This window comes from Nostoc edaphicum CCNP1411 (assembly GCF_014023275.1).
GTDB classification, from domain to species: domain Bacteria; phylum Cyanobacteriota; class Cyanobacteriia; order Cyanobacteriales; family Nostocaceae; genus Nostoc; species Nostoc edaphicum_A.
This window is the reverse complement of the sequence record NZ_CP054698.1, coordinates 1,679,058-1,701,447: the sequence shown is the minus strand read 5'-3', so window position 1 is coordinate 1,701,447 and position 22,390 is coordinate 1,679,058. Positions and strand designations below refer to the sequence as shown.

Below are 22,390 nucleotides of genomic sequence, written 5' to 3'. Positions count from 1 at the left end.
GTGGGGAAGGAGTAATTGACCATCGAGACTCCCTCCTGCCTCTATTTTTTGTGTCAAATTTCCCTAAATTTATTTATATACTCCGGTAAACCTATAAGTTTATAGTATTCATATAACTCAAAGAAATCATTTTGATGATTAACCTAATCTTTCGCCGTTTCATTGCCAAGTGGATATCGTGGATCAAATTCAGGAATATCCCATTTAACAACCAACAGAAGTTATTCTTCTCTTCTTCTCCTTTACCAATAGCAGGGGCTTTTGTTACAGGGCTGTGTTTAAGCTTGCTATTTGCTGCTTGTTCATCGACATCTACTGTTAATTCTTCTAATCCCAGTGCCACACCTGTTAGTAATTCGGCTTCCAGCAAAGCCACAGTAGTCAGATTTGGCTATCAAAAATCGAATATTTTGCTGAAAACCAAAGGTGTCTTAGAAAAACGTTTGTCACCAGATAGTATATCTGTAGAATGGATCGAATTTCCTGCGGGGCCACAATTGCTAGAAGCGATGAATGTCGGTAGTATTGACTTCGGACATGTAGGAGAATCACCGCCGATTTTTGCCCAAGCAGCGGGAGCATCATTAACTTACGTAGCTGGTATTGCTGCTAGTCCTGCTGGTTCAGCAATTCTTGTTCCCCAGAATTCCTCAATTCAAAAACTTACTGACCTGAAAGGTAAAAAAGTTGCCTTTCAAAAAGGTTCTAGCGCCCACTTATTGTTAGTCCAAGCTTTAGAAAAAGCGGGATTGAAATATACAGACATTGATCCTAAATATTTGCCTCCCGCTGATGCCCGTGCTGCATTTGTTAAGGGTAGTGTAGATGCATGGGTAATTTGGGACCCTTTCTATGCAGCCGCTCAAGAGGCAACTAAAGCCAGAGTCCTGGTTGATGGAACAGGAATTAATAAACAGGGAGGATATTATTTGACAACCCGCAAATTTGTCACCGAAAATCCCCAAACAGTGAAGGCAGTTTTAGAGGAAATTCAAAACTTAGAAGAATGGTCTAAACAGCATCGAGAAGAAGTAGCACAAACTCTCTCATCTGTGCTAGGAATTGACATAATAACCATGAGAAAAGCTACTAACAGGCGAACTTTTGGTATTGTGCCAATTGATGATAATCTGATAAATTTACAACAAACGGTTGCTGACACATATTATCAGTTAAAGCTGGTTCCTAAACAAGTGAATGTCAGAGATGGAGTGCTAACAAAAGAACAATATGCTGCATTTTCACCAAAGATTTAGACCAGAATAATGAAGAAGAATACAGAAGTCAGAATTCAGAATATTGCAACACATCCTTGGGTAAAGACGCGATTCATCGCGTCTCTAAAGATGGTCTATTTGTCGCATTCTTTTTTCCAATTGGTATCAGCTTTCGGCTATCGTTTGCGCAAGTCCTACTGAATTCTGACTCCTGAGTTCTGAATTCTGAGTTCTGAATTCTTCTTTATAAAACAACTGACAATTTTTGAAATGTAAATCTTGGAATTAATTATGACTAATCCAACAGAACTATTGCGATCGCGCTATGGTGAAATTCCCTTCAATCCTGAAATTGAATGGAATGATTCTCTGACAGCACTGCTATCTCACCGTTCAATCCGGTCTTATCTATCCGATCCTCTACCACCAGGAACTCTGGAGTTACTCATTGCAGCCGCCCAATCTGCATCCACTTCCTCTAATTTACAAACCTGGAGTGTGGTAGCAGTTGAAGATCAACAGCGCAAAGAGGAGTTATCCAAACTAGCGGGAAACCAAGCACATATTAAGCAAGTGCCTTTATTCTTGGTTTGGTTAGCAGACTTGGCGCGTCTAAGTTACGTTGCTGACAGTCGCGGCATATCTCATGATGCGCTGGAATATTTGGAAATGTTTGTAATGGCAACAATTGATGCAACATTGGCAGCGCAAAACGCCGCAGTTGCAGCTGAATCACTTGGTTTGGGAACAGTATACATTGGCGGAATCAGGAACCGCCCGCAAGAGGTAGCAGAGATATTAAATTTGCCGTCCTCGGTGTATGCTGTATTTGGGCTGTGTGTAGGCTATCCGAATCCGGAAGTAGAAGCAGCGATTAAGCCAAGGTTGCCCCAGTCAGCGATACTTCACCGTGAAACCTATAAATTTGCCGAGCAAGAAGAAGCGATCGCTCACTACAACGACATTATCAAAGAATTCTATACTGAACAAAAGATGAATGTCTCTGGCGATTGGTCAGAACACTCAGCCCAACGCATCGCAACTGTAGAGTCATTGAGAGGACGCGATCGCTTGCGTGAAGCTCTCAATAACCTTGGTTTCAAATTACGGTAAAGAGTGCTGAGTTGCGAGTGCTGAGTACCAAGTACTCTTCTTCTTACTCAGCACAGGTGTTGCATATTTGCGGGATGATTTTGCTAGTGTTGTGGGATGGGCAATCTTGCCCATCCCTTGTATTTCAGGGCGCTCGTGTCGCCCACCCTACAATAATCATCCCTTGATTCAGCAATGCCTTTTAATAAAGTATCGTGGATTTCCTGTGTTAAACCTTCTCTTTTGAAGAAGAATTCAGAAGTCAGAATTCAGGACTCAGAATCAAGACGCTCGCAGACTCGCTAACGCTTCGCTATCAGTCGGGGATTCAGAACCGCGAATGATTGAAGACCACCAAATTTTCAATTTAGTGGGGGTCTTAAACCCAATTATTCATCCGCCAGTCATACAGAATTCATTCTGAATTCTGATTCCTGACTCCTGAATTCTGTTCGATAAAACTCTCAATGCGCTACAACAGAAAAAACTCTCTGTTAAACCTGTGAAAAAACGAGTAACACTCACCTTCCCGAAACGCGCCGTGCAAATGCCTGTCACTTATGTACTGGCTAAAGAGTTTAACGTCGCCGCCAATATTATCCGCGCCCAAGTTGCCCCAAATCAAATTGGTAAACTGGTAGTGGAACTAGCGGGAGATATCGATCAATTAGATGCGGCGATCGAGTGGATGCGATCGCGCCATGTTAATGTTTCTTATACTTTAGGCGAAATTGCGATCGACGAGGATGCCTGTGTCCACTGTGGTTTGTGTACTGGGGTTTGTCCTACCGAAGCTCTTACCCTCCATCCAGAGACATACAAATTGACATTCACGCGATCGCGCTGCATTGTCTGCGAACAGTGTATCCCCAGTTGTCCCGTACAAGCAATCTCCACTAACCTTTAACAATCCAAAATCCAAAATTGATACTAGTACAGCTTGAACACATCCGCAATTACACCAGCATTACCCACTAGCCTAGTTTTTGCTGGAGAGTCATAAACTACCAATAGTGAAGGTATACCAGCGACATCTTGAAACAGCGTCATTCCCTCAGCATGGTCTTCCCGATTTCCGTATGGAATATCTTGCACAAAATCTGGATTTATGAAGGCATTTTCTCTCGAATTCACACCATTTACCCAACGATAAACTTGCACGGGGCCATCTAAATCCATCGTTGGCCCGGCTAAAATCAACAAATCTTTTCCATCTACATACAAATCCCGAATTCCCAAACCATTCAACCAGAGAAAATGCTTTTTATATAACTCCTTCACTTCCCCAATTTGGCTCAGTTTCATCAGTCCAGCAGTAGAGTCTTCTAACTCTATTTCCAATACCACAGCCCAACCCCGCAATACAGGGCCGCGTAAACCCAAAAAAACGCGGTTTTGATAAATGCCTATTCCTTCAATATCAAAGCCATTATCTTTTCCGGGAATTGCTGCCTTAATGAACGAGCCTAAATGTGGGTCATCTACTAAAGCTGTCATTAGCAAATTACCTTGATTCGTCACCTCTAGTTTAGCGGCATTCAATTGCACATCTGGCTTTTGGGGATGTGGGCAAGATGACAATAACTTACCATCTATCAAAGGAATGCGTCCTAAGACGTAACAGTTGGGTTCTGATTCAATTTTTGCTAGCCTTTTAAAGTTTTTGGAATCATCTTTATCAGGTTTGGGTTTTTTACGTTTGTAGCTATGAGAACCAACAAACCATAAGTAATTATCAGTGTAAGCCAGTCCTTCTATATCAATTTCTTCCTCTTCTGGTGCAGGTAAATTGATAAATTCTGCTACTCTAAATTGTTGGTGATCTGTAAATTTATCAGTATCAACCAAAGAGAGGCGTTCAATAGTTGAAGTTTCATCTGACCCTAACCATAAATACTTCTGATGTGTAAGCAGTACTGCTGATAAGTCTTCTCTATGTTCTTTAAAATTATCTACAAAAGTCAAGGAAACTTGATTTAGTAAATTTAATTTTGGCATTTCAAATCGTCTTTACGCTTAAAAAATCTTAATCATAGTAGTATAATATAAATTATAATTAGTTCAAAAGAATATTTAGAAATCATCACTTATATAAATCGCTAGGTGGATTTGCTATCTAGACCTTTGATAGATATTGAATACTTATAAAAGAGTATGCAACTATCAATAGTCATAAGAAAAGTTTACAATAATCATTGCATAAAAAAATATCACAAGTACATGCAAATATTTAACTAATGTTATTATGCAATAACCTCATGAGGTAGTCATTAAGAGCAGTTATGAAATTAGCCACACAACCCACGGTAAAAACTCTAGGGGACTACGCCTACCAAGCGATTCAAAAACACTTTAAGAAAACCTTGAAGTGGGAAAAATCAGTGAAGAAAGATGAAGATCCAGAAGCGCTGCACCAAATGCGAGTGGGAATGCGCCGCTTACGGACAGCGGTAACTCGGTTTGGACTAGCGGTGGATGTGTCGAAACCAGTCAGCGATAGAAATATTGGTAAAATAGCTCGTCGTCTTGGTAGTCTGCGAGACTTGGATGTGCTCAAAGAAAGTTTGGAAAACAATTACAAACCAAACTTACCCCGTAAAGAGCAGGAATCTCTGCAAATTGCCTTCACAGCTTTGGCTAAACAACGTGAAGATGTACTCTCAAGTGTACAGAAAACCTTAAAGAGTGAATCTTACAAGTCTTTAAAAGATGCATTAGATAAGTGGTTAGAGAAACCCAGTTATCAACCTTTTGCATCTGTTACCATTCAGCAAGTGCTACCAGACTTACTTTTACCAGAAGTGAGTAACTTCTTATTGCATCCAGGTTGGCTAATTGGCACTGAAATTGTGGACTCAGAACTGAAAGTTCAGAAAAACTGGGAACCAGAAAAAATCGAAAAACAATTGACAACAGAAGGCGAAGTTCTTCATAATTTGCGAAAAGAAGCTAAACGTGTACGCTACCAGATGGAGTTATTTAGTGACTTATATGGTGAGTCTTACGCAGCTTATATTACAGAAGTGAAAAGTATCCAAGAAATTTTGGGTACGATGCAAGATAGTGCGGTTTTAACTGAGTGGCTTGCAGATGTATTCAAGTCAGAACTTCAGACATTGCCCACTCTTGTTAGTTTGTTAACTGAAAATCGTTACCAGTCGTGGCAGCAATGGCAACCTTTGCAAGAACGGTATCTGAAAACTGAAACTAGACATAGTTTTCATTTAACAATATTGCACCCGCTTTCAGGAGTAATAAATTAAAAGTTACTCTTGGTTGGGCAAGGATTGGACTAACGAACAGATAATTGAATAGGAGCCTCTAGAGACAAAACATAAACACTGCTCTGAGGAATTTGTACAATACGGGTATTTTCGGCGGAACGCAAACCTGAAATTATTCCAACAGCGCTTCCTAGCATAGCTCCTCGGTCAAACTGTTCGGGATCACCTTGGCTAAAAAAGCCCAAGGTGCTTCCACCAATTCTGCCCCAAACAGAGCCATTCTCGACGGCTTTATCATTAGCTCGCATGTGGGTAATGGTAGTGCCGGGAATTATCTGACTTGATGCTTTAATTGAGATAATTCGACCGTTGACAACCAATGACTGCGCTACAATTTTAGCGCCTCCATCAATGGGTTTGATGGTAATAGTTACAGGGGTATTTTCTGGCGCTACAACATTACCTTGATTATCTTTAATAGCGCTAGCTAAAGGTAGCGTGAGAGGATAATCCTTTTTTTGCCCAACATCTACGGTAACGGATGCTGGAAATGAAACAATAATCGCTGTATCTTGAGGAATGTTAATCTCTTGATTGACTGCTTGAGTCGGCTGAGTTGGCTGAATCATTACTGGTTGAGCGTTCGCTGGTAGGATGATGGAACCCAATACAGATATAGAACAGGCGAGGCTCAACAACATTTGCATTTTCATGACCGTTTTTCCCTTTGATGTGAGTAGTTTTTTTAGGATTAAATCCCTTCACTCAATCAATAGGTTTGCAGTTATTGATTTATGCAAGCGGTAGTAAAATCAGAACATCCTTGGGTAAAGACGCGATTCATCGCGTCTCTACAAATGGTCTATTTGTGGCATTCTTTTTTCAAAATGGACTCAATACGACTATTCCTCCCCCCTGCTCCCTGCCCTAAATTCGATTGGATATTTTTTTAGTTAGAAGTCCCTAACGCCAGTGTTGAGGTATTTTCAGATTTTCTGGTAGGGTTGTTGTGCGATCGCCAATTGCCTGTTCAATCTGCTGTGATTCTAGGTTTTCTGAACCGCTTAAGTTGGCTCCACAGAGGTTCGCTTCTTGGAGATCAGTTTCTTGTAGGTTAGCTGTACTAAGTAATACACTTTCTAGATTAGCTCCAGCAAGTTTTGCCTTTTGCAAATTACTGCCAATCAGGTTTGCATCTTGGAGATTGCTACCCTCAAAGTTGACTTCTTCCAAATTGGCATCACAAAGGATTGCTCCTTCTAAGTTGGCATCACAAAGAACTGCCCTTGTCAGATTAGCATCACAAAGGATTGCCCCTTCCAAGTTGGCATCATAAAGAATTGCCTCAGAAAGGTTTGCTTTTCTGAGAACTACGCCTTGGAGATTGGCTTCTGGGAGGATTGCTTTTTGCAGGTTGGCTTCATAGAGGATTGACCCACAAAGATAAGTTACTGATAAGTCTGCCTCAGAGAGATTTGCTCGTGTAAAATTGACCCATTGCAAATTAGCTCCTACGAGAATTGCTCTAGAGAGGTTAGCTTCTGTTAAGTCTGCATTACTGAGGTCTGTATTGCGTAAATCCAGTTTTTGATTTACCGGATCTTTATATGAATCGCGTCGTCCAATAACAGTTAAGGCTGTTTGAATATCTGTAGGTAGTTTAGATGATTGCCGTAATTCGTCATCATATTCATGTTTCATCGGGGCATTCTCGCGGATAAAAGCAGCGAGGATTTCCATAATTGTCCAATGATCTTTTGAAGAATCTTTGGCAATTCTTTCTAAAGCATAAATTGCCGAAAATCGCGTTTCAATCTTTTCATTTCCCAACTGTTCAATTGCTTTAGAAAAGCGTTCAGGAACAATTTCTTGGTGAGTTGGTTGTGTGTAATTGATACTAGTGCCGATATTATTATCCCAAGCTAGTGTCCCAGCCAGGAGTTGAGTTAATAGACTCTGATTTTCATCTAGAGAGAGTCTGGAAGTGTAGTAAGCATTAATTATTAATGCCAATCCTCCAATGATTATGGCCAGAGTTGTTAATGCTTGGGTGATGTATTCGATTTTTTCTTGAGTAGAAAACCCTTGAATATATTCAAAAAATGAAAAAATTAAAGTTAATGATAAAATAAATATAACTGAGATAAATGCCAGCAAAGTCGTGAGTCCATTTGTTTTTATTAAAGACATGTCATAAGTCTTCATATTTGACTCCTTACGGAAATAAATTTAGGTTGATTCTAAGAGCAACTGTAGAGTTATGATAGAGTACAAACACGGATATGCTTAACCGATTCTTAAAGGCACTGCGTGATAATAATTGATGAAATGCCTGCTAAATAAGAATGCTCCAATTCAGAATTGAGGATGCTATCAGGTGTAATTACAGATAACTTCCTGTTGCAGTCGAACTATACTGCCAAACTATAATGATTAAAATTCAATACGCTTGGGTTAAGGGCTAATTGTACAAAATTGTGGGTTTTCGAGACGCGATAAATCGCCGTCTCTACAAGTTTTTTGGTCTTATCTGAACTGTATTTGATTAAAATTGCAGATTACGAGTCGTGAAGCGTAAAGCCCTCGTCATTCATGCGGGGGATATAAGCGAATGGCTGAATTTATTCAGCCGTCAAGATTAATAAAGATTTTCAACACCTCTAATATCTTATACCAGTCGTGATAGTATAAGACAGGAGGTAAAGAGATGCTAGTTTTTGAGTTCAAAGCTTATGGAAAGTCAGCGCAACTAGTTGCAATAAATGATGCAATTCGGACTGCAAAGTTCATCCGTAATAGTTGTATTCGGCTATGGATGGACGTTAAAGGCACAGGTAAAAACGACTTGCAAAAATATTGTGCTGTACTTGCAGCTAATTTTCCCTTTGCTAATGAACTTAATTCAATGGCTAGACAGGCTAGTGCTGAAAGGGCATGGTCTTCTATCTCTCGGTTTTATGAAAACTGCAAGAAAGGTATTCCAGGTTTAAAGGGGTATCCCCAGTTCCAAAAAGATTGTCGCTCTGTTGAGTACAAATCATCAGGATGGAAGCTTGCAGATAATCGTAAATCAATAACTTTCACTGACAAAAAAGGTATTGGAAAGTTAAAACTCAAAGGTACTCGTGATTTGCACTTCTACCAAATTAACCAGATTAAACGGGTGAGATTGCTAAAGCGTGCGGATGGTATGTATGTTCAGTTTTGCATTGATGTAGACCGATCTGAAAACATAAAACCAACTGGTAACACAATCGGTTTAGACGTTGGACTTAAAGAATACTACACTGATTCTGACGGCATTATGATCGAGAACCCTAAGTTTTTGCGTATTGGCGAAAAGGTTCTTAAGCGTTCACAACGTCGAATTTCTAGAAAAGTAAAAGGTTCAAAGAATAGAGGCAAAGCTAGACAGATTTTAGGTAAACGCCACCTCAAAATAAGTAGGCAACGTAAAGACCATGTTGTGAAATTAGCACGGTGCGTAGTTCAGTCTAACGACTTGATAGCCTATGAAGACTTGAGGATTAAAAATATGGTGAAAAATCATTGTTTAGCCAAATCTATTAATGACGCATCTTGGTATCAGTTTCGTGTCTGGGTTGAGTACTTTAGTAAAGTATTTAAACGTGTCACGGTTGCAGTTAATCCGCAATACACAAGCCAGGAATGCTCTAGCTGCGGGGAAGTTGTTAAGAAAACACTATCTACTCGAACCCACGTTTGTAGGTGCGGATGTGTGATGGATAGGGATGAAAATGCAGCTAGAAATATCCTTAGTCGAGGATTGGGTACGGTAGGGCATATCGGAACCTCTGCGCTAGACGTAGGCAACGCTTGGGGAGATGAAACCTCTACTCTTGTTGGTGAAAACCTGCAAGAGCAAGTTATGTCTTAGATTCAAGAATCCCCGTCGATTTATCGCGGGGAGTGTCAATTAATTCACTTTTCTCAGCACATCTGACTAAATTGGAAATCGCTACAAGCAATTCCTCTGGGGCTACAGGTTTAACAATGTGCTGTTGAAACCCGGCTTTTAGTGCTTTCTGCTGATTGATTTCACCTGCGTAAGCAGTCAGAGCGATCGCAGGAATCTGTTTTCTCCCTACTGCTGCTTCTTGAGTCCGCACCTGTTCCATCAACATATAGCCGTTCATCTCTGGCATCCCAATATCGCTGAGTAAGATATCTGGCTTGGATTGTGTTAGCGCTTGTAATGCTTCATATCCCGATGCGACTGCGGTGACGATCGCGCCAAACTGTTCCAGGACAAAGCTGAAAAAGTCGCGGGTGTCTGCATTGTCATCCACAATCAGGACTTGTATTCCCATGAGAGGAGAAGAGGTAAAAACGGCAGTTGAGGAATCAGTATTCGTGTCATCCTTAACTGTTGCACTGTCCTTGAACAGTGGGAATCTAACTGTGAAGCTTGCTCCCTGATCCTCGCCAAGACTTTCAACCCAAATCGTTCCACCATGCATCTCAATCAAGTGACGAGCGATCGCTAAACCTAACCCTAACCCACCAAACTTTCTAGTTGTTGTACTATCACCCTGACAGAAATAGTCAAACACATGAGGTAGAAAGTCAGGGTGAATCCCCTTCCCTGTATCGCTCACAGTAATTTGCGCTTGAGCGTCGATGCACTCCAATCGCACATTTACTTTTCCCCCAGTCCCAGTAAACTTAACGGCATTTGATAAAAGATTCCAGAAAACTTGCTGTAAGCGGGCTGAGTCACCCAAAACTTTCCCCACAGTTGGATCAAGCATTGTCTCAATTTGAATAGTTTTAGCCTCTGCTGCCAAACGCACCGTTTCCATTGCGGCTTCAATGGTGGATACCAGATCGACTGGGATCATATTGAGGTTGAGTTTGCCTTGGAGGATGCGAGAAACATCCAGCAAGTCTTCAATTAGTTGAGCTTGTAACTTGGCATTGCGCTCAATAGTTTCCAGTCCTTTCTGGAGCAATATCTCATCAAATTTTCGCATTTGCAACAGTTTTGCCCAACCGAGAATCGGATTCAGGGGCGATCGCAACTCATGGGAAAGCACCGCCAGAAACTCATCTTTTATTCGGTTAGCGGCCTCTGCTTCCGCCCTGGCTATTTGCTCAAGTTGCAAAAGGCGATCGCGTTCTGATTCAGTGCGTTTGCGATCGGTGATATCAGTTAGCATAGCGATCGCACCTAAGAACTCACTTTGTTTATTCAAAATCGCTCTCGCAGAAATCAGTGTCCAGATGTACGAACCATCCTTGCAGCGCAATCGACCTTCTTTAAGATCCCTCCCCTCTCCCTTGAGCCACTCCAATTTCTCTTCGACTGCTATATCATCAGCCTGATCCATAAAATCAAATATGGAACGACCAAGCATTTCTTCTGCCGCATAACCCAACATCTGAGACAACCGCTGATTCACATACTCTGTTTGGGTTTGAGAATCAATCATCCAGATTCCCTCATAAGAGGTATCAACAATTCGGCGATACCTGGCTTCACTCTTCTGTAAAGACTCCTCTACTTGCTTGCGCTCACGCCGCTCTTTAGCTTCCCGCAATGCCCGTTGCACCGAGGGAACTAACCGCCCTAGTCTTTGCTTCAACACATAATCAGTTGCACCGTTTTTCAAAGCTTCGATCGCTAATTCTTCACCTAGCACGGCAGAAACAAAGATAAAAGGAATCTCTGAACAGCGATTTCGGGCAATTTCCAAGGCAGAAATTCCATCAAAAGATGGCAGGGCATAATCAGCAAGAATTAAATCGAAACCCTCTGTTTCCAAAGCCGCTACGAAGTCAGCACCGGTTTCGACTCGGATCAGTTCGCAATTAATTCCTCCTTCAGTTAATATCGCTTGGGCAAGCTCCGCATCTAACAGGCTGTCTTCCAAAAGGAGGAAACGCAGGACATTCATCAGTTGCTCTCCTGTTGAGGATGAGGCGCTGGAGGTAAAGCACCAACGGGAGGCTGATTAATCACTGCCCAAAACAATCCCACACCCTTAATAGAATCGACAAAATCGTGATAATCAACTGGCTTGACAACATAAGCATTGACCCCTAATTCGTAGCATCGAACTAGGTCTGGCTCCTCACGAGAAGAGGTCAGTACCACAACTGGAATAACTCGCATTACTGGGTCAGATTTGAGTTGTGCCAATACTTCTAATCCATCGATTTTAGGTAATTTCAAATCGAGCAGCACAACAACAGGATACCCTTCCATTCGCAACCGAAACAACCCCCGGCGATAAAGATAATCCAGTGCTTCCTCTCCATCACGTACCACCACTACTTCGTTAGCGAGATGGTTTTCTGACAAGGCCGCTAGTATTAATTCTGCGTCGTTAGCACTGTCCTCAATTAGCAAAATTCGCTTGAGTTCTTTCATTCACCCTCCTTTCTCAACAATTTAGGCAGCGAGAAATAAAAGGTGGCTCCACTGTCAACTACAGCCTCTGCCCAGACTCGACCATTATGCCTATGAATAATGCGTTGCACGTTTGCCAAACCAACACCTGTTCCTTCAAATTGTGGGTCGCTATGCAGGCGTTGAAATACTCCGAATAGCTTGTGAACATATTGCATATTAAAGCCAACGCCGTTATCTTGTACAAAAAAGACAACTTCGTTTTCATTGTCAATACTTCCAACAGTGATTTCTGCTGGGTTTCGAGTCTGGGTATATTTTACGGCATTGCCTATCAGGTTGCGAAGCACGAGCCGTAGCATGGAGGGGTCGCCCTGCACTTCTGACAATGACTTGATGTGCCAACGGATTATCCGTCCTGGGGTTTCTGCGATCAAATCGCGTTTTACCTCTTGTACTAATTCCTCCATATTCAGGTTGATGTAGCGCATTTCGGTGCGCCCCATCCGAGAAAATGTCAGCAACTCATCGATCAATATTCCTGCCTGTTTTGCCGTTTCTGAAATTATTTTCAAATAGCGCTGACTCGTTTGATCTAAGCTTGTTGAGCTATGCCGCTTCTGAAGCAATTCGATAAATCCGCCAATGTGGCGCAGCGGTGCTCGCAAGTCGTGAGAGACTGAATAGGAGAAAGATTCGAGTTCCTTGTTAGCAGCTTCGAGTTGGACAGTACGCTCTTGAATCCGTTGCTCCAGCATTTCGTTGAGTTGTTGCAGGGCGGCTTCGGCAACTTTGCGATCGTGAATATCGCTGGCAATGCCCACCCACTTGATAATCTGTCCCGCTGCATCTCGAAATGGCAAACCCCGGACAATATGCCAACGATAGCTACCATCAGAAACTCGACGAAAGCGAATTTCTACTTCGTAGTTTGTAGCATTAGCAACAGCCTCCATCGAAGTTTTAAAGACGCGATGCCAGTGGCGGGCTACGCCTACGCGGTCATCGGGGTGAATGGCACAAATCCAGCCATAACCAGTGGTCTGCTGCATTGTCAATCCGGTGAAATCTAACCAGTATTGATTGCAATAGGTAATACCACCATCGCTATTGCCCATCCAAATAGCCTGCGGCGACACTTCCGTTAAAATTCGATATCGCTCCTCACTGTCACGTAGCGCTTTTTCTGCCAAGTTGCGATCGTGGATATCAACACAAGAGCCGATATAGCCGAGAAACTCCCCTGTTGGTGCGAATCGAGGTACACCAGTATCAAAAACCCAACGGTATTCGCCATCAAAACGTCTAAGGCGATATTCCATTGTAAATTTTTGTCGGGCATGAAAAGCATTGGTGTATGTGTCTAAGCAACGCCGAAAATCATCGGGATGAACACCTTCAGTCCATCCATTGCCCATTTCTTGCTCTAGAGTTCGCCCGGTAAAATCTAGCCAGGGTTTATTAAAGTAGTTACAGAATGTGTCAGTGGCGGACATCCATACCAGTACGGGGGCGGTATCTGCCATTTGGCGAAAACGGGCTTCACTTTCGCGCAACGCTGCTTCTGCCCGTTTGCGTTCGCGGAGCGCAGCTTGCTGTTCGCTGATGTCAGTAATCAACGCTGCATACCCTTCAACAGTTCCCTGTTGATTAAACTGGGGAACGTAAATAGCATTAATGTAGCGTGTACCACCATCTTTATAAGGAATTTGACTTTCAAAAGTGACCTGCTCTCCTGCTAGTACTTGTTCCACATAAGGACGAAGCACTTTATAAGCGGATTCACCCAAAACTTCCCAAAGTGTCTTCCCATAAACTTCTGCTGCCGGATGCCCAAACCACTCTTCATAAGCTAGGTTATTGAAGCGGTAGCGTTGTTCTGAATCTACAAAGGAAATCAGAACTGGTAGCGTATCTGTAATTAGGCGAAGTTCTGTTTCTCGTTGTCGCAGTGCTTCTTCATTGGACTCTGTTAAGCGACCAAACCGTACCTGGCTTTCGTGTAGTAACTTCAGATTTGCCTCAGCTTGCCGTTGGGCTGTGCGGCGTGATTCGTTGAGCCAACTGATTAACCCTGCTGTTAGCATGAACACAACTAGCGGGATTACAATATTCAGATTGGTAATGTTCTGCGGATAAAGTGGCTTAAAAAAGAAGTAATTGATTGCCAAAGTAGACAAAACGGTTGCAAGTAACCCTGGCCCTAATCCACCGTACCAGGCACTCACCATCACCGCAGCAAAAAATAGTGCCGCAGGTGTTGGAGTGAGATATGGATTGAGTAACAGAGTTGCCCACAGTGCTAAGGCAACGGATAGGAAAGCAACACTATAGTGCAACAGTTGCTCTCGGATGAATGTGCCCTTGTCTCTACCGCCAGCAAAGAGGTTTTGGGGTTTAGATACCTTTGCCTTACGACTCATAACCCTACTCTGCTTCTGGGAAATATTGACTTAGCAAGCTTTTGCCGGGTTCACCCATTTTCCGTAACATTTCTTCTATTAGTTTTAGCGCTATACGTGAAGGGACTGTATACTCATTCTCCCAACGGTTGACTGTTTTGAAGGAAACTCCTACTTTAGCAGCAAACTGTTTCTGAGAGAGGTTAAGTTGCTGCTGAAGTTCCCGAATTAAATCTAAAATTTCTAACCGCTTTGTTACAGGCATCTCCCTTTTTTATAGGATCATTGAGGATAGGACACCTGTCTTATTATTTGTCTCCTGCTTAGGGAATATTTCTAAGGTTATACCAGTAAGTTGGGTTTTGCTGTCACTCTAAGCAACTTTACGCGATGTGCGACTTATTCTTAAAACCCCTCTCCAAACCTCTCCCCGAAACGGAGAGAGGCTTTGATTCTTGCTCCCCTTCCCTTGTAGGGAAGGGGTTGGGGGTTAGGTCTGAGAGAAAGTCGCACACGGCGTAACTTTATCTTTTAAAAGACTCGCGTCGAGCCTCAGAAAGTCAAACTTAAGTTTCCCAATGTTCGGGTGGTTGAAGATTTTCCGGTAAGATTGTTGTGCGATCGCCTTTTGCCAATTCAATCTGGTGTTGTTCTAGGTTTTTGACCCCAGAAAGGTTTGTCTTTTGTAAATTGGCTTCAACAAGGTTTGCCAGGTGCAGGTTTGCTCCTGGAAGAAATGACCCTTGTAGGTTTGCTTTATAAAGGTTTGCTTGTTGCAGCTTGGTTTCAGAAAGGTATGCTTTGTGCAGGTTGGCTTCGAAAAAAGCCACTGACCGCAGGTTAGCGTTGTAGAATTCTGCATTTTGCAATCTAGCTTGCATGAGCAATGCTCCTTCCAAATTACTTGAAATGAAGTCTGCTCTTTCCAAGTTGGCTTTAATGAGGTCTACCCCCCTGATATCGATATTACTTAAATCCAGTCTTTGTTTTTCCTGCTCATTCTCGGTATTGCGGCGTCCAATAACGGTAAGGGCTGCTTGAATATCTGTGCGAATTTTTGGTGATTCTTGCTCCTCGTCTTTTTTCAAAGGCGCATTCACTCGCACAAAAGCCGTAAGGACTTCCATAATTGTCCAGTGATCATCTTTGGAATCTTTGGCGATTCGTTCTAAAGTATAAATTGCCCCCAATCTTGTTTCAATCTTTTCATTGCCAAGCTGTTCAATCGCCTTCGCAAAGCGTTCTGTGATTTGCTTGTCTTGTGCTGCTTCTGCATTTCTTAAAGCAGCTTCGGCACTTTTATTTGCAGCCTCAGCACTTTTATCCATAGCTTCCGCACGTTTAGCTGCATAGAATGCATTGATGAATACAGCAATTCCAACAAAAATTGTTCCAGTAGTTGTTAAAGCTTTAATTCCATAATCTAACCTTTGCTCTGTTGATAAACCTTCAACATTCACAAAAGCTAAAAAAACAATAAATAAGCAAACAATAAATATAAATGGTAGAACTATTAACCAATTTCTCAGAGAGTCTGTCTTGTGATCAGACATAAATTATGTTTCTTCCTCGTCTCCCAAATATTTACGGAGACTTTTGGTAAAAACTATAGCACTAAGTGAAACTGGTAGAATGCGCCCAAATAACGAATGATGCTGTGATAACTTAACCAGACTGCCGCCAATGTGTCGGCGCTTCGATATAATCAGGTAGACGAGTAGTGCGATCGCCAAGTGCCTTTCTAATCTGCTGCAACTCTAAGTTTTTAGCCCCTGTCAAAATTGTCCCTTCCAGTTTGACATCACTGAGGTTAGCTTCTGAAAAGTTAGCTCCCATCAAGTTTGCTTGAGTCAAGTTAGCTTGATAAAAGGTTGCCCTATATAAGTTTGCTCCGATGAGGTTGGCTTGATGCAGGTCAGCTTCCGTTAAGCTAGCTTCTGAGAGGTTGGCAAAATAAACTTCTGTTTGGTGAAGTTTGGCTGCATTCAAGTTAGCCCCTGAAAGGTTGGCTCCATTCAAGTTAGCCCCTGAAAGGTTGGCTCCAATCAAACCCGTCATTTGCAGGTTGGCTTTCCCCAATTTTGCTCCTTGCAAATTAGCTAGAAACAGCTTTGCTCCAGAGAGATTGGCAACTTTTAAGGTTGCTTGTTGCAAGTTAGCTTTATAAAGGTTCGCTCCCTGTAAATTTGCTGCACGCAGACTTGCTCCAGAGAGGTTAGCTGAACGCAGGTTTGCTCCAGAGAGGTTGGTACGATTGAGGTTAGCCCAACAAAGGTTGGCTCCACATAAGCTAGCTTTTAGTAATTTGGTTTCATAGAGAATAGACCTAATGAGTTTAGCGCCACTCAGGTCTGCTTCGCTCAAGTCAGCCCCACGGAGGTCAGCACCACTCAAGTCAGCCCCACGGAGGTCAGCTTGTTGCAGGTTAGCTTTTAGCAGGTCTGCTAGTCTAATATCGGTGCTACGTAAATCAAGTTTCTGATCTTTTGGGTCTTCGAGTAAATTACGCCTGCCGATAACAGTCAGGGCTGCTTGAATATCGGTGCGGATTTTTGGCAATTCTTCATGGAGATTTTGCTCTAACGGCTGTGTCGGACGCGACCCACCTCTACGCCGACTTGAGTACACTGCCCCTTGATATTCCGGTTTTTGTTGTTCCCCTTTTAGGTGTTTGATAGGTGCATTTTCTCGCACAAAGGCAGTGAGGATTTCCATGATTGTCCAGTGTTCTTTGGGAAAATCCTGAGCAACTCTTTCTAGTGCATAAATTGCGCCTGTCCGGGTTTCGACCTTTTCATGACCAAGCTGGGAAATTGCCCCCATAAAGCGTTCTGCAATCAATCTGTCTTGATTGATTTTTGCATTTTGAATGCCAATGTCCAGGTTTTTCTCAGCTGCGATCGCATTTTTCTGCATCGCTTGGGCACGCCTTGCTGCATAATAAGTATTAAACATTGCTGCCGATGCGAGAAAAACTATTGCAGTAGTTGTTAATGCTTGGTTTCTATACTGAATTTTTTCCTGGATTGACAATTCTTTAATACTTGACAATACGAAGAAAATTACAGTCAATGAGAAGCCAAATATAACTGTTATAGTTATTAACCAATTCAACAGAGCATCTGTCTTTTTAGAAGACATGGTAAAGATTTTCCTTACAACCTAGAATTATTACTTAGATGTTGCGGAAAAATAGTATAGCATTTAGCAGAAAATTATAATAGGTGTCAAGATACTCATTGAACTAAGGAATAATATTGAATATACTTCTATATTACGGCAGAAACAAACCACCCATTCCAAATTAATGAAACGCTTGCGGTACAAGAATTATCAATTACGCTGTACATAGGAAATGGGGAGTAGGGAGTAGGAAGTCGGGAAAATTAATCAAGCGGGGATGATATTAGTATTTTACTGAGAGAATTGGGTTTCTCTAAGGTTTGCCCCATCCAGTATGGCATCATTGAGAATTGCCCCATGCAACCTAGCTAGATATAAACTTGCACAATGCAGGTTAGCTCCAGAAAGGTTAGCTCTTTTTAGGTTGGCTACACTGAGGATTGCTCCTTCTAAATTGGCTAGATATAAGTTAGCTCCTTCTAGGTTAGCTGCACTAAGTATTGCTCCTGCTAGATTAGCTTTTATAAGATTGGCACCAGCAAGATTAGCTTGATAGAGATTTGTTTGTTCTAGATTTGCCCCATTTAAGTTTGCTCCTCTCATGTCCGTGAAGCTCAAATCAAGTTGCTCATTTTCTGGGTCTTGATTTGCATTTCTTCTGGCGATAACAGTCAGGGCTGCTTGAATATCTACACGAACTTTTGTTGACAGATTGCTTGTTACTTCCTTTTGGGGCATATAAGGAGCATTCTTTCGTACAAAAGTAGTAAGAATGTCGATGATTATCCAGTGGTACTGTGGATGATTATGGGCAATATACTCTAAATCATTAATTATAGATAGGCTGGTTTCTATTGTGCTATTTCCTAGCTGTTCACTTGCTATTTTTAAGCGTTGTTTTGGTGACTTATGCTGAGTTTTTTTGACTTTTTCCTGGAAAGCAGGTATCCACAGGAATATTTTTGCTAGATGGATGTTATTTTTTGATAAAATATCTTTCATGGCATGAAAAGCATTAATAATTACTGAAAAAATCTTCAAGTGGTTACAGTATTTTTAACAATTTATTAGCCCATGCTATTGTTTCATACATGGTCAATATTTGAATATGATAATGCAACGAGCAAAATAGAGAATATAGCGATTTTAGTGTGGATGCATTACAGTCTAACCTCTCTCATTTTCAGAGAAATACTTTGAGTTTTACTCTCCAATGCTAGCAGTGAAGGTCATGAGGGTTAGGTTTGTATTCCATGCAATTGAGAACCGCTATATAACTGTTGAGTAAGTAGACATGAACATACATTATGCTGACTGACCTCAGTTATCAATTGTACTCACTAGTCTTTATTCTTCATTGACAATTAACCCTCGTCATGATGATTTTAACAAGAAAGAATTCAGGAGTCAGGAGCTAGAATTAAATTATAAATTCTGTATGACTGGCGGATAGCGCAGCATTAGCGAGTATTTTCGAGTCGCATCTAAATAAACGGGTTTAATTCCCCCACTCAACCTCAGATTGAGTAGTCTTGAATGAGTGGCGAGTCTAAATCCTCAACTCATTGATTTTGATTCGTGAATTCTTCTTCAATTTATTCATAATTCTTGATTAACTAAATCTGAGTATCGAAATGCAGCAAAAAATACAGCCAATAGTTAAAGACCTGGTGTTAATTGGTGGGGGTCATAGCCATGCTATTGTCATGAAAATGTTCGGAATGAAACCGTTACCCGGAGTACGCTTAACGTTGATTACCGCAGCATCAGAGACAGCCTATTCTGGAATGTTACCAGGACACATTGCCGGATTTTACACCCATGACGAATGCCATATTGACTTGCGACCCCTGGCGAACTTTGCTCAGGCACAGTTGTATATTGACACGGTAGTTGCCCTAGACTTGGAAAACAACAAAGTTCTTTGTGCGAACGGACTTGCGGTAGATTTTGATGTGCTGTCTGTTGATATTGGCAGCACTCCGGCCACAATATCTGTATCAGGTGCAGCAGAATATGCGATCGCAGCTAAACCAGTATCGCAGCTATTAGAGCATTGGTATGAACTAATTGCAGCTGTAGGTAAAAATCCTCAAGAACCAATTAGTATTGCGATCGTCGGTGGAGGCGCTGGCGGTGTAGAATTAGCGCTAGCGATGCGATCGCGTTTACATCAGATTTTGGATAAAACTCAACAGCCTAATCAAAACCTGAAAGTTCATTTATTTCAGCGTGGACAAGAACTGATGCCCAATTACCATCAATCAGTACGGCATCAATTTCAGCAAATTTTAACTGACCGAGGTATTAAGTTACATCTGGGAGAAACTGTGTGTAAAATTGCACCCAAAATACCCAAGGAAACTAAAGAAGTATTTGAAATTAAATGTGAATCTGGGTTGAAAGTAGAGTGCAATAAAATTTTTTGGGTAACACAAGCATCAGCACCCGAATGGTTAAAAACCACTGGACTTGGAACTGATGAGCAAGGCTTTATTCTGGTAGAAGATACATTACAATCTCAAACGCACCCGCAGGTATTTGCATCTGGTGATATTGCCACAATGGTAAATCATCCGCGTCCGAAAGCTGGGGTATTTGCTGTTAGGCAAGGTAAGCCTTTGTTTGAGAATTTGCAGCGGATTTTATTAGGCAAGTCGCTTAAACCTTATAGACCACAAAAAGAATATTTGAGTTTAATAGGTACAGGAGACAAACGAGCCATAGCCACACGAGGTATTATCACCTTACCACCCCACAAATTATTGTGGCATTACAAAGATTGGATTGACCGCCGCTTCATGGAACGCTTTCGCTTTGAATAATATTATGTATGGATAATTTAGTTGCAATTCCCACAGTCATTGCACCCCATACCTTAATCCCTCGGTGTACACATAAGTCAAATTACCCCCCTTAATCCCCCCGATGCATTGGGGGGAAAAAGAAATCTTGTTCCCTCCCCTTTGCAAGGGGAGGGTTAGGGTGAGGTAATCAGCTATTTCAAATTTGTGTGTACACTGTAGCCTTATTCTTGGGGGGGATAGGGTTCTTCAAAGCTGTTCAATTAGCTCAATGATTTGTTGATAATACTGAATATTTCCTTCTTGATAATATAAGTCTGCGGATTTCTGGAAATCGGCAATTGCTCCTTGAGAGTCTCCCAGATTGCGGTAGACATCTGCCCGAAGGATGTAAGCTGAAGCCCAATTAGGCTGACGCTGTAAGGCTTGGTTTAAGTCTGCAAGCGCTCCTTGTAAGTCTCCCAACAGAGAACGGCTACGACCCCGATTGTACCAGTCTTCGGCAAAGCTGGGGTCGATCGCGATCGCTCGACTGTAATCTTCTATTGCTCCTTGATATTCTTCTAGGGCATAGCGAGCATTAGCCCGATCGCTGTAAAATGCAGCAGATTGGGGATTATATTGTAATGCTTGGGTGTAATCTGCGATCGCACTTTCATATTCTTCTAAAGCATAGTGGGTAGAACCCCGGTTGTAATATGCTTCAATTAAATCAGGATTAATTTTTAATGCTTGATTATAATCTGCGATCGCTCCTTGTTCATCTCCTAAAAGACGACGAGCATTTCCCCGATTGCAATAGGCTTGAGAAAAATTAGGAACAAGTTCTATGGCTTGAGTATTATCATCAATTGCTCCCTGTAAATCTTGCAGAGCTTCACGGGCAATACTCCGGCCATAATAAGCTGCGGCTAAATTATCATTAATCTGTAATGCTCGATCATAATCTTTAATTGCGCCTTTATGATCTCCTACAGAACGACGAGCCGCTGCGCGATCGCAATATCCTTCTGCTAAATTAGGATTGAGTTGTAATAGGCGATTACTATCTTCAATTGCACCTTGATAATCTCCCAATCGACGACGAGCATTAGCCCGAAAGCCGTATACTAAAGCTAGAGTGGGATTTTCTTGTAACGCCTGGTCATAATCTGCGATCGCACCCTCGTAATCTTCAAGATTACTACGAACCAGACCACGCTCACAATAGGCTTGCACATCATCAGGATTCAGCTTTAATGCTTGGTTAAAGTCTTCAATTGCTTTATGATAGTTTTTGAGGTGAGCAAGCACAAGACCCCGATTATAGTACGCTCCGGCAAAGCTGGGATTGATTTCTAGGGCGCGGTTGTAATCTGCGATCGCACTTTGATAATCTGCTAAAGCGTAGTGAGCATTACCTCGGTTATGATAAGCTTCTGCCAAGTTAGGATCTAATTGTAATGCTTGGTTATGGTCAGCGATCGCTTCCTGATAATTTCCTAAGATATGGTGAATATTGCCGCGATTGCTGTAAGCTGCGGCAAAATGGGGATGCCATTGTAAAACTTGCTGAAAATCTGCGATCGCTCCTTGATGTTCGCCACGTTCAAAACGAGTTACGCCGCGATTATGATAAGCGTTGGCAATATCAATATTGATGTTATCAGCTAACTGGGTACTCATTTCGATAGTTTGGATATAATCTGCGATCGCTTGGTCGTAGTTTTCCAAAGCAAAGTAGGCATTGCCCCGGCTGTGGTAAGATTGCGCTAAATTGGGATCTACTTGTAAAGCTTGGTTATGATCGGCGATCGCTTCTTGATAATCGGCTAAAAAGTAACGAGCATTAGCCCGGTTGTAATAGGCGATGGCAAAATTGGGATTGATTTCGATGGCGCGATTGAAGTTAGCGATCGCACTGCGATAATCTTTGAGTTGACCAGTTAAAATCAGCCCTAGATTGTGGTAAGCTTCGGCATAGTCAGGATTTAGCTTGATTGCTTGGGTGTAAGCTGCGATCGCTGCTTGATAGTCCCCTTGCGAATTGTGGTTTAATCCTTGGTTAAAAAAATCTTCCGCATTCATATAATTTTTTTTGGCTTTTGACATTCTCTAGCCTAAAGCATCAGGATTCTTAAGGATATGTTTTGAAAATTATTCCAATTAGGCAAAA

Annotated in this window: 17 protein-coding genes; 6 read left to right on the top strand and 11 right to left on the bottom strand. The window is 41.9% G+C overall.

Annotated features, from left to right (window positions below; genetic code table 11):
* Positions 1-134 precede the first annotated feature (134 nt).
* The 3 genes from HUN01_RS09835 (at position 135) to HUN01_RS09825 (ending at position 3,216) form a co-directional block, all read left to right on the top strand.
* Positions 135-1,256: a sulfonate ABC transporter substrate-binding protein gene (locus HUN01_RS09835; protein ID WP_181931103.1), complete on the top strand. Its 1,122-nt coding sequence runs from the start codon at positions 135-137 to the stop codon at positions 1,254-1,256.
* A 252-nt stretch (positions 1,257-1,508) separates the two neighbouring features.
* Positions 1,509-2,330 carry an NADPH-dependent oxidoreductase gene (locus tag HUN01_RS09830; protein ID WP_181931102.1) on the top strand — a complete coding sequence of 274 codons (822 nt, stop codon included), beginning with the start codon at positions 1,509-1,511 and terminating at the stop codon, positions 2,328-2,330.
* Between the two features lie 481 nt (positions 2,331-2,811).
* On the top strand, positions 2,812-3,216 hold the full coding sequence (locus tag HUN01_RS09825) for an NIL domain-containing protein (RefSeq protein ID WP_181931101.1): 405 nt from the start codon (positions 2,812-2,814) through the stop codon (positions 3,214-3,216).
* 23 nt (positions 3,217-3,239) lie between these two features.
* On the opposite strand, the gene HUN01_RS09820 is transcribed toward HUN01_RS09825, so the two are convergent.
* Complete coding sequence (locus HUN01_RS09820) at positions 3,240-4,307, bottom strand: DUF3616 domain-containing protein (RefSeq protein WP_181931100.1); 1,068 nt, start codon at positions 4,305-4,307, stop codon at positions 3,240-3,242.
* Positions 4,308-4,591: 284 nt separating this feature from the next.
* Here HUN01_RS09820 and HUN01_RS09815 point away from each other — a divergent pair, with 284 nt between their 5' ends.
* On the top strand, positions 4,592-5,572 hold the full coding sequence (locus tag HUN01_RS09815) for a CHAD domain-containing protein (protein ID WP_181931099.1): 981 nt from the start codon (positions 4,592-4,594) through the stop codon (positions 5,570-5,572).
* Positions 5,573-5,601: 29 nt separating this feature from the next.
* On the opposite strand, the gene HUN01_RS09810 is transcribed toward HUN01_RS09815, so the two are convergent.
* Together HUN01_RS09810 and HUN01_RS09805 are read right to left on the bottom strand one after the other, a co-directional pair.
* Complete coding sequence (locus HUN01_RS09810) at positions 5,602-6,246, bottom strand: hypothetical protein (RefSeq protein WP_181931098.1); 645 nt, start codon at positions 6,244-6,246, stop codon at positions 5,602-5,604.
* A gap of 250 nt (positions 6,247-6,496) precedes the next feature.
* Positions 6,497-7,738, bottom strand: coding sequence for a pentapeptide repeat-containing protein (locus HUN01_RS09805; protein WP_238846122.1), 1,242 nt, complete (start codon positions 7,736-7,738; stop codon positions 6,497-6,499).
* A 502-nt stretch (positions 7,739-8,240) separates the two neighbouring features.
* On the opposite strand from HUN01_RS09805, the gene HUN01_RS09800 reads away from it, so the two are divergent.
* The gene (locus HUN01_RS09800; RefSeq protein WP_181931097.1) at positions 8,241-9,431 is read left to right on the top strand and encodes an RNA-guided endonuclease InsQ/TnpB family protein; all 1,191 of its coding nucleotides are present in this window, start codon (positions 8,241-8,243) and stop codon (positions 9,429-9,431) included.
* On the opposite strand, the gene HUN01_RS09795 is transcribed toward HUN01_RS09800, so the two are convergent.
* The 7 genes from HUN01_RS09795 to HUN01_RS09765 all read right to left on the bottom strand — a co-directional run bounded on the left by HUN01_RS09795 (position 9,421) and on the right by HUN01_RS09765 (position 18,433).
* The gene (locus HUN01_RS09795) at positions 9,421-11,451 is read right to left on the bottom strand and encodes a hybrid sensor histidine kinase/response regulator (protein ID WP_181931096.1); all 2,031 of its coding nucleotides are present in this window, start codon (positions 11,449-11,451) and stop codon (positions 9,421-9,423) included. The genes HUN01_RS09800 and HUN01_RS09795 overlap by 11 nt on opposite strands.
* Positions 11,451-11,927: a response regulator gene (locus tag HUN01_RS09790; RefSeq protein ID WP_181931095.1), complete on the bottom strand. Its 477-nt coding sequence runs from the start codon at positions 11,925-11,927 to the stop codon at positions 11,451-11,453. The genes HUN01_RS09795 and HUN01_RS09790 overlap by 1 nt, the downstream gene beginning before the upstream one ends.
* Positions 11,924-14,329 carry a PAS domain S-box protein gene (locus tag HUN01_RS09785; RefSeq protein WP_238846113.1) on the bottom strand — a complete coding sequence of 802 codons (2,406 nt, stop codon included), beginning with the start codon at positions 14,327-14,329 and terminating at the stop codon, positions 11,924-11,926. The genes HUN01_RS09790 and HUN01_RS09785 overlap by 4 nt, the downstream gene beginning before the upstream one ends.
* Positions 14,330-14,333: 4 nt before the next feature.
* Positions 14,334-14,573, bottom strand: a complete 240-nt coding sequence (locus HUN01_RS09780) for a helix-turn-helix domain-containing protein (protein ID WP_181931094.1) — start codon at positions 14,571-14,573, stop codon at positions 14,334-14,336.
* A gap of 301 nt (positions 14,574-14,874) precedes the next feature.
* Entirely contained in the window at positions 14,875-15,861 is a 987-nt protein-coding gene (locus HUN01_RS09775; RefSeq protein WP_181931093.1) for a pentapeptide repeat-containing protein, read from the bottom strand.
* Between the two features lie 112 nt (positions 15,862-15,973).
* Complete coding sequence (locus HUN01_RS09770; protein WP_181931092.1) at positions 15,974-17,449, bottom strand: pentapeptide repeat-containing protein; 1,476 nt, start codon at positions 17,447-17,449, stop codon at positions 15,974-15,976.
* A gap of 273 nt (positions 17,450-17,722) precedes the next feature.
* The gene (locus HUN01_RS09765) at positions 17,723-18,433 is read right to left on the bottom strand and encodes a pentapeptide repeat-containing protein (RefSeq protein WP_181931091.1); all 711 of its coding nucleotides are present in this window, start codon (positions 18,431-18,433) and stop codon (positions 17,723-17,725) included.
* Positions 18,434-19,065: 632 nt separating this feature from the next.
* On the opposite strand from HUN01_RS09765, the gene HUN01_RS09760 reads away from it, so the two are divergent.
* Positions 19,066-20,256, top strand: a complete 1,191-nt coding sequence (locus HUN01_RS09760) for an FAD-dependent oxidoreductase (protein WP_181931090.1) — start codon at positions 19,066-19,068, stop codon at positions 20,254-20,256.
* A 228-nt stretch (positions 20,257-20,484) separates the two neighbouring features.
* Here the strand turns inward: HUN01_RS09760 and HUN01_RS09755 are convergent, their stop codons facing one another.
* Positions 20,485-22,302: a tetratricopeptide repeat protein gene (locus HUN01_RS09755; protein WP_181931089.1), complete on the bottom strand. Its 1,818-nt coding sequence runs from the start codon at positions 22,300-22,302 to the stop codon at positions 20,485-20,487.
* Positions 22,303-22,390: the final 88 nt, after the last annotated feature.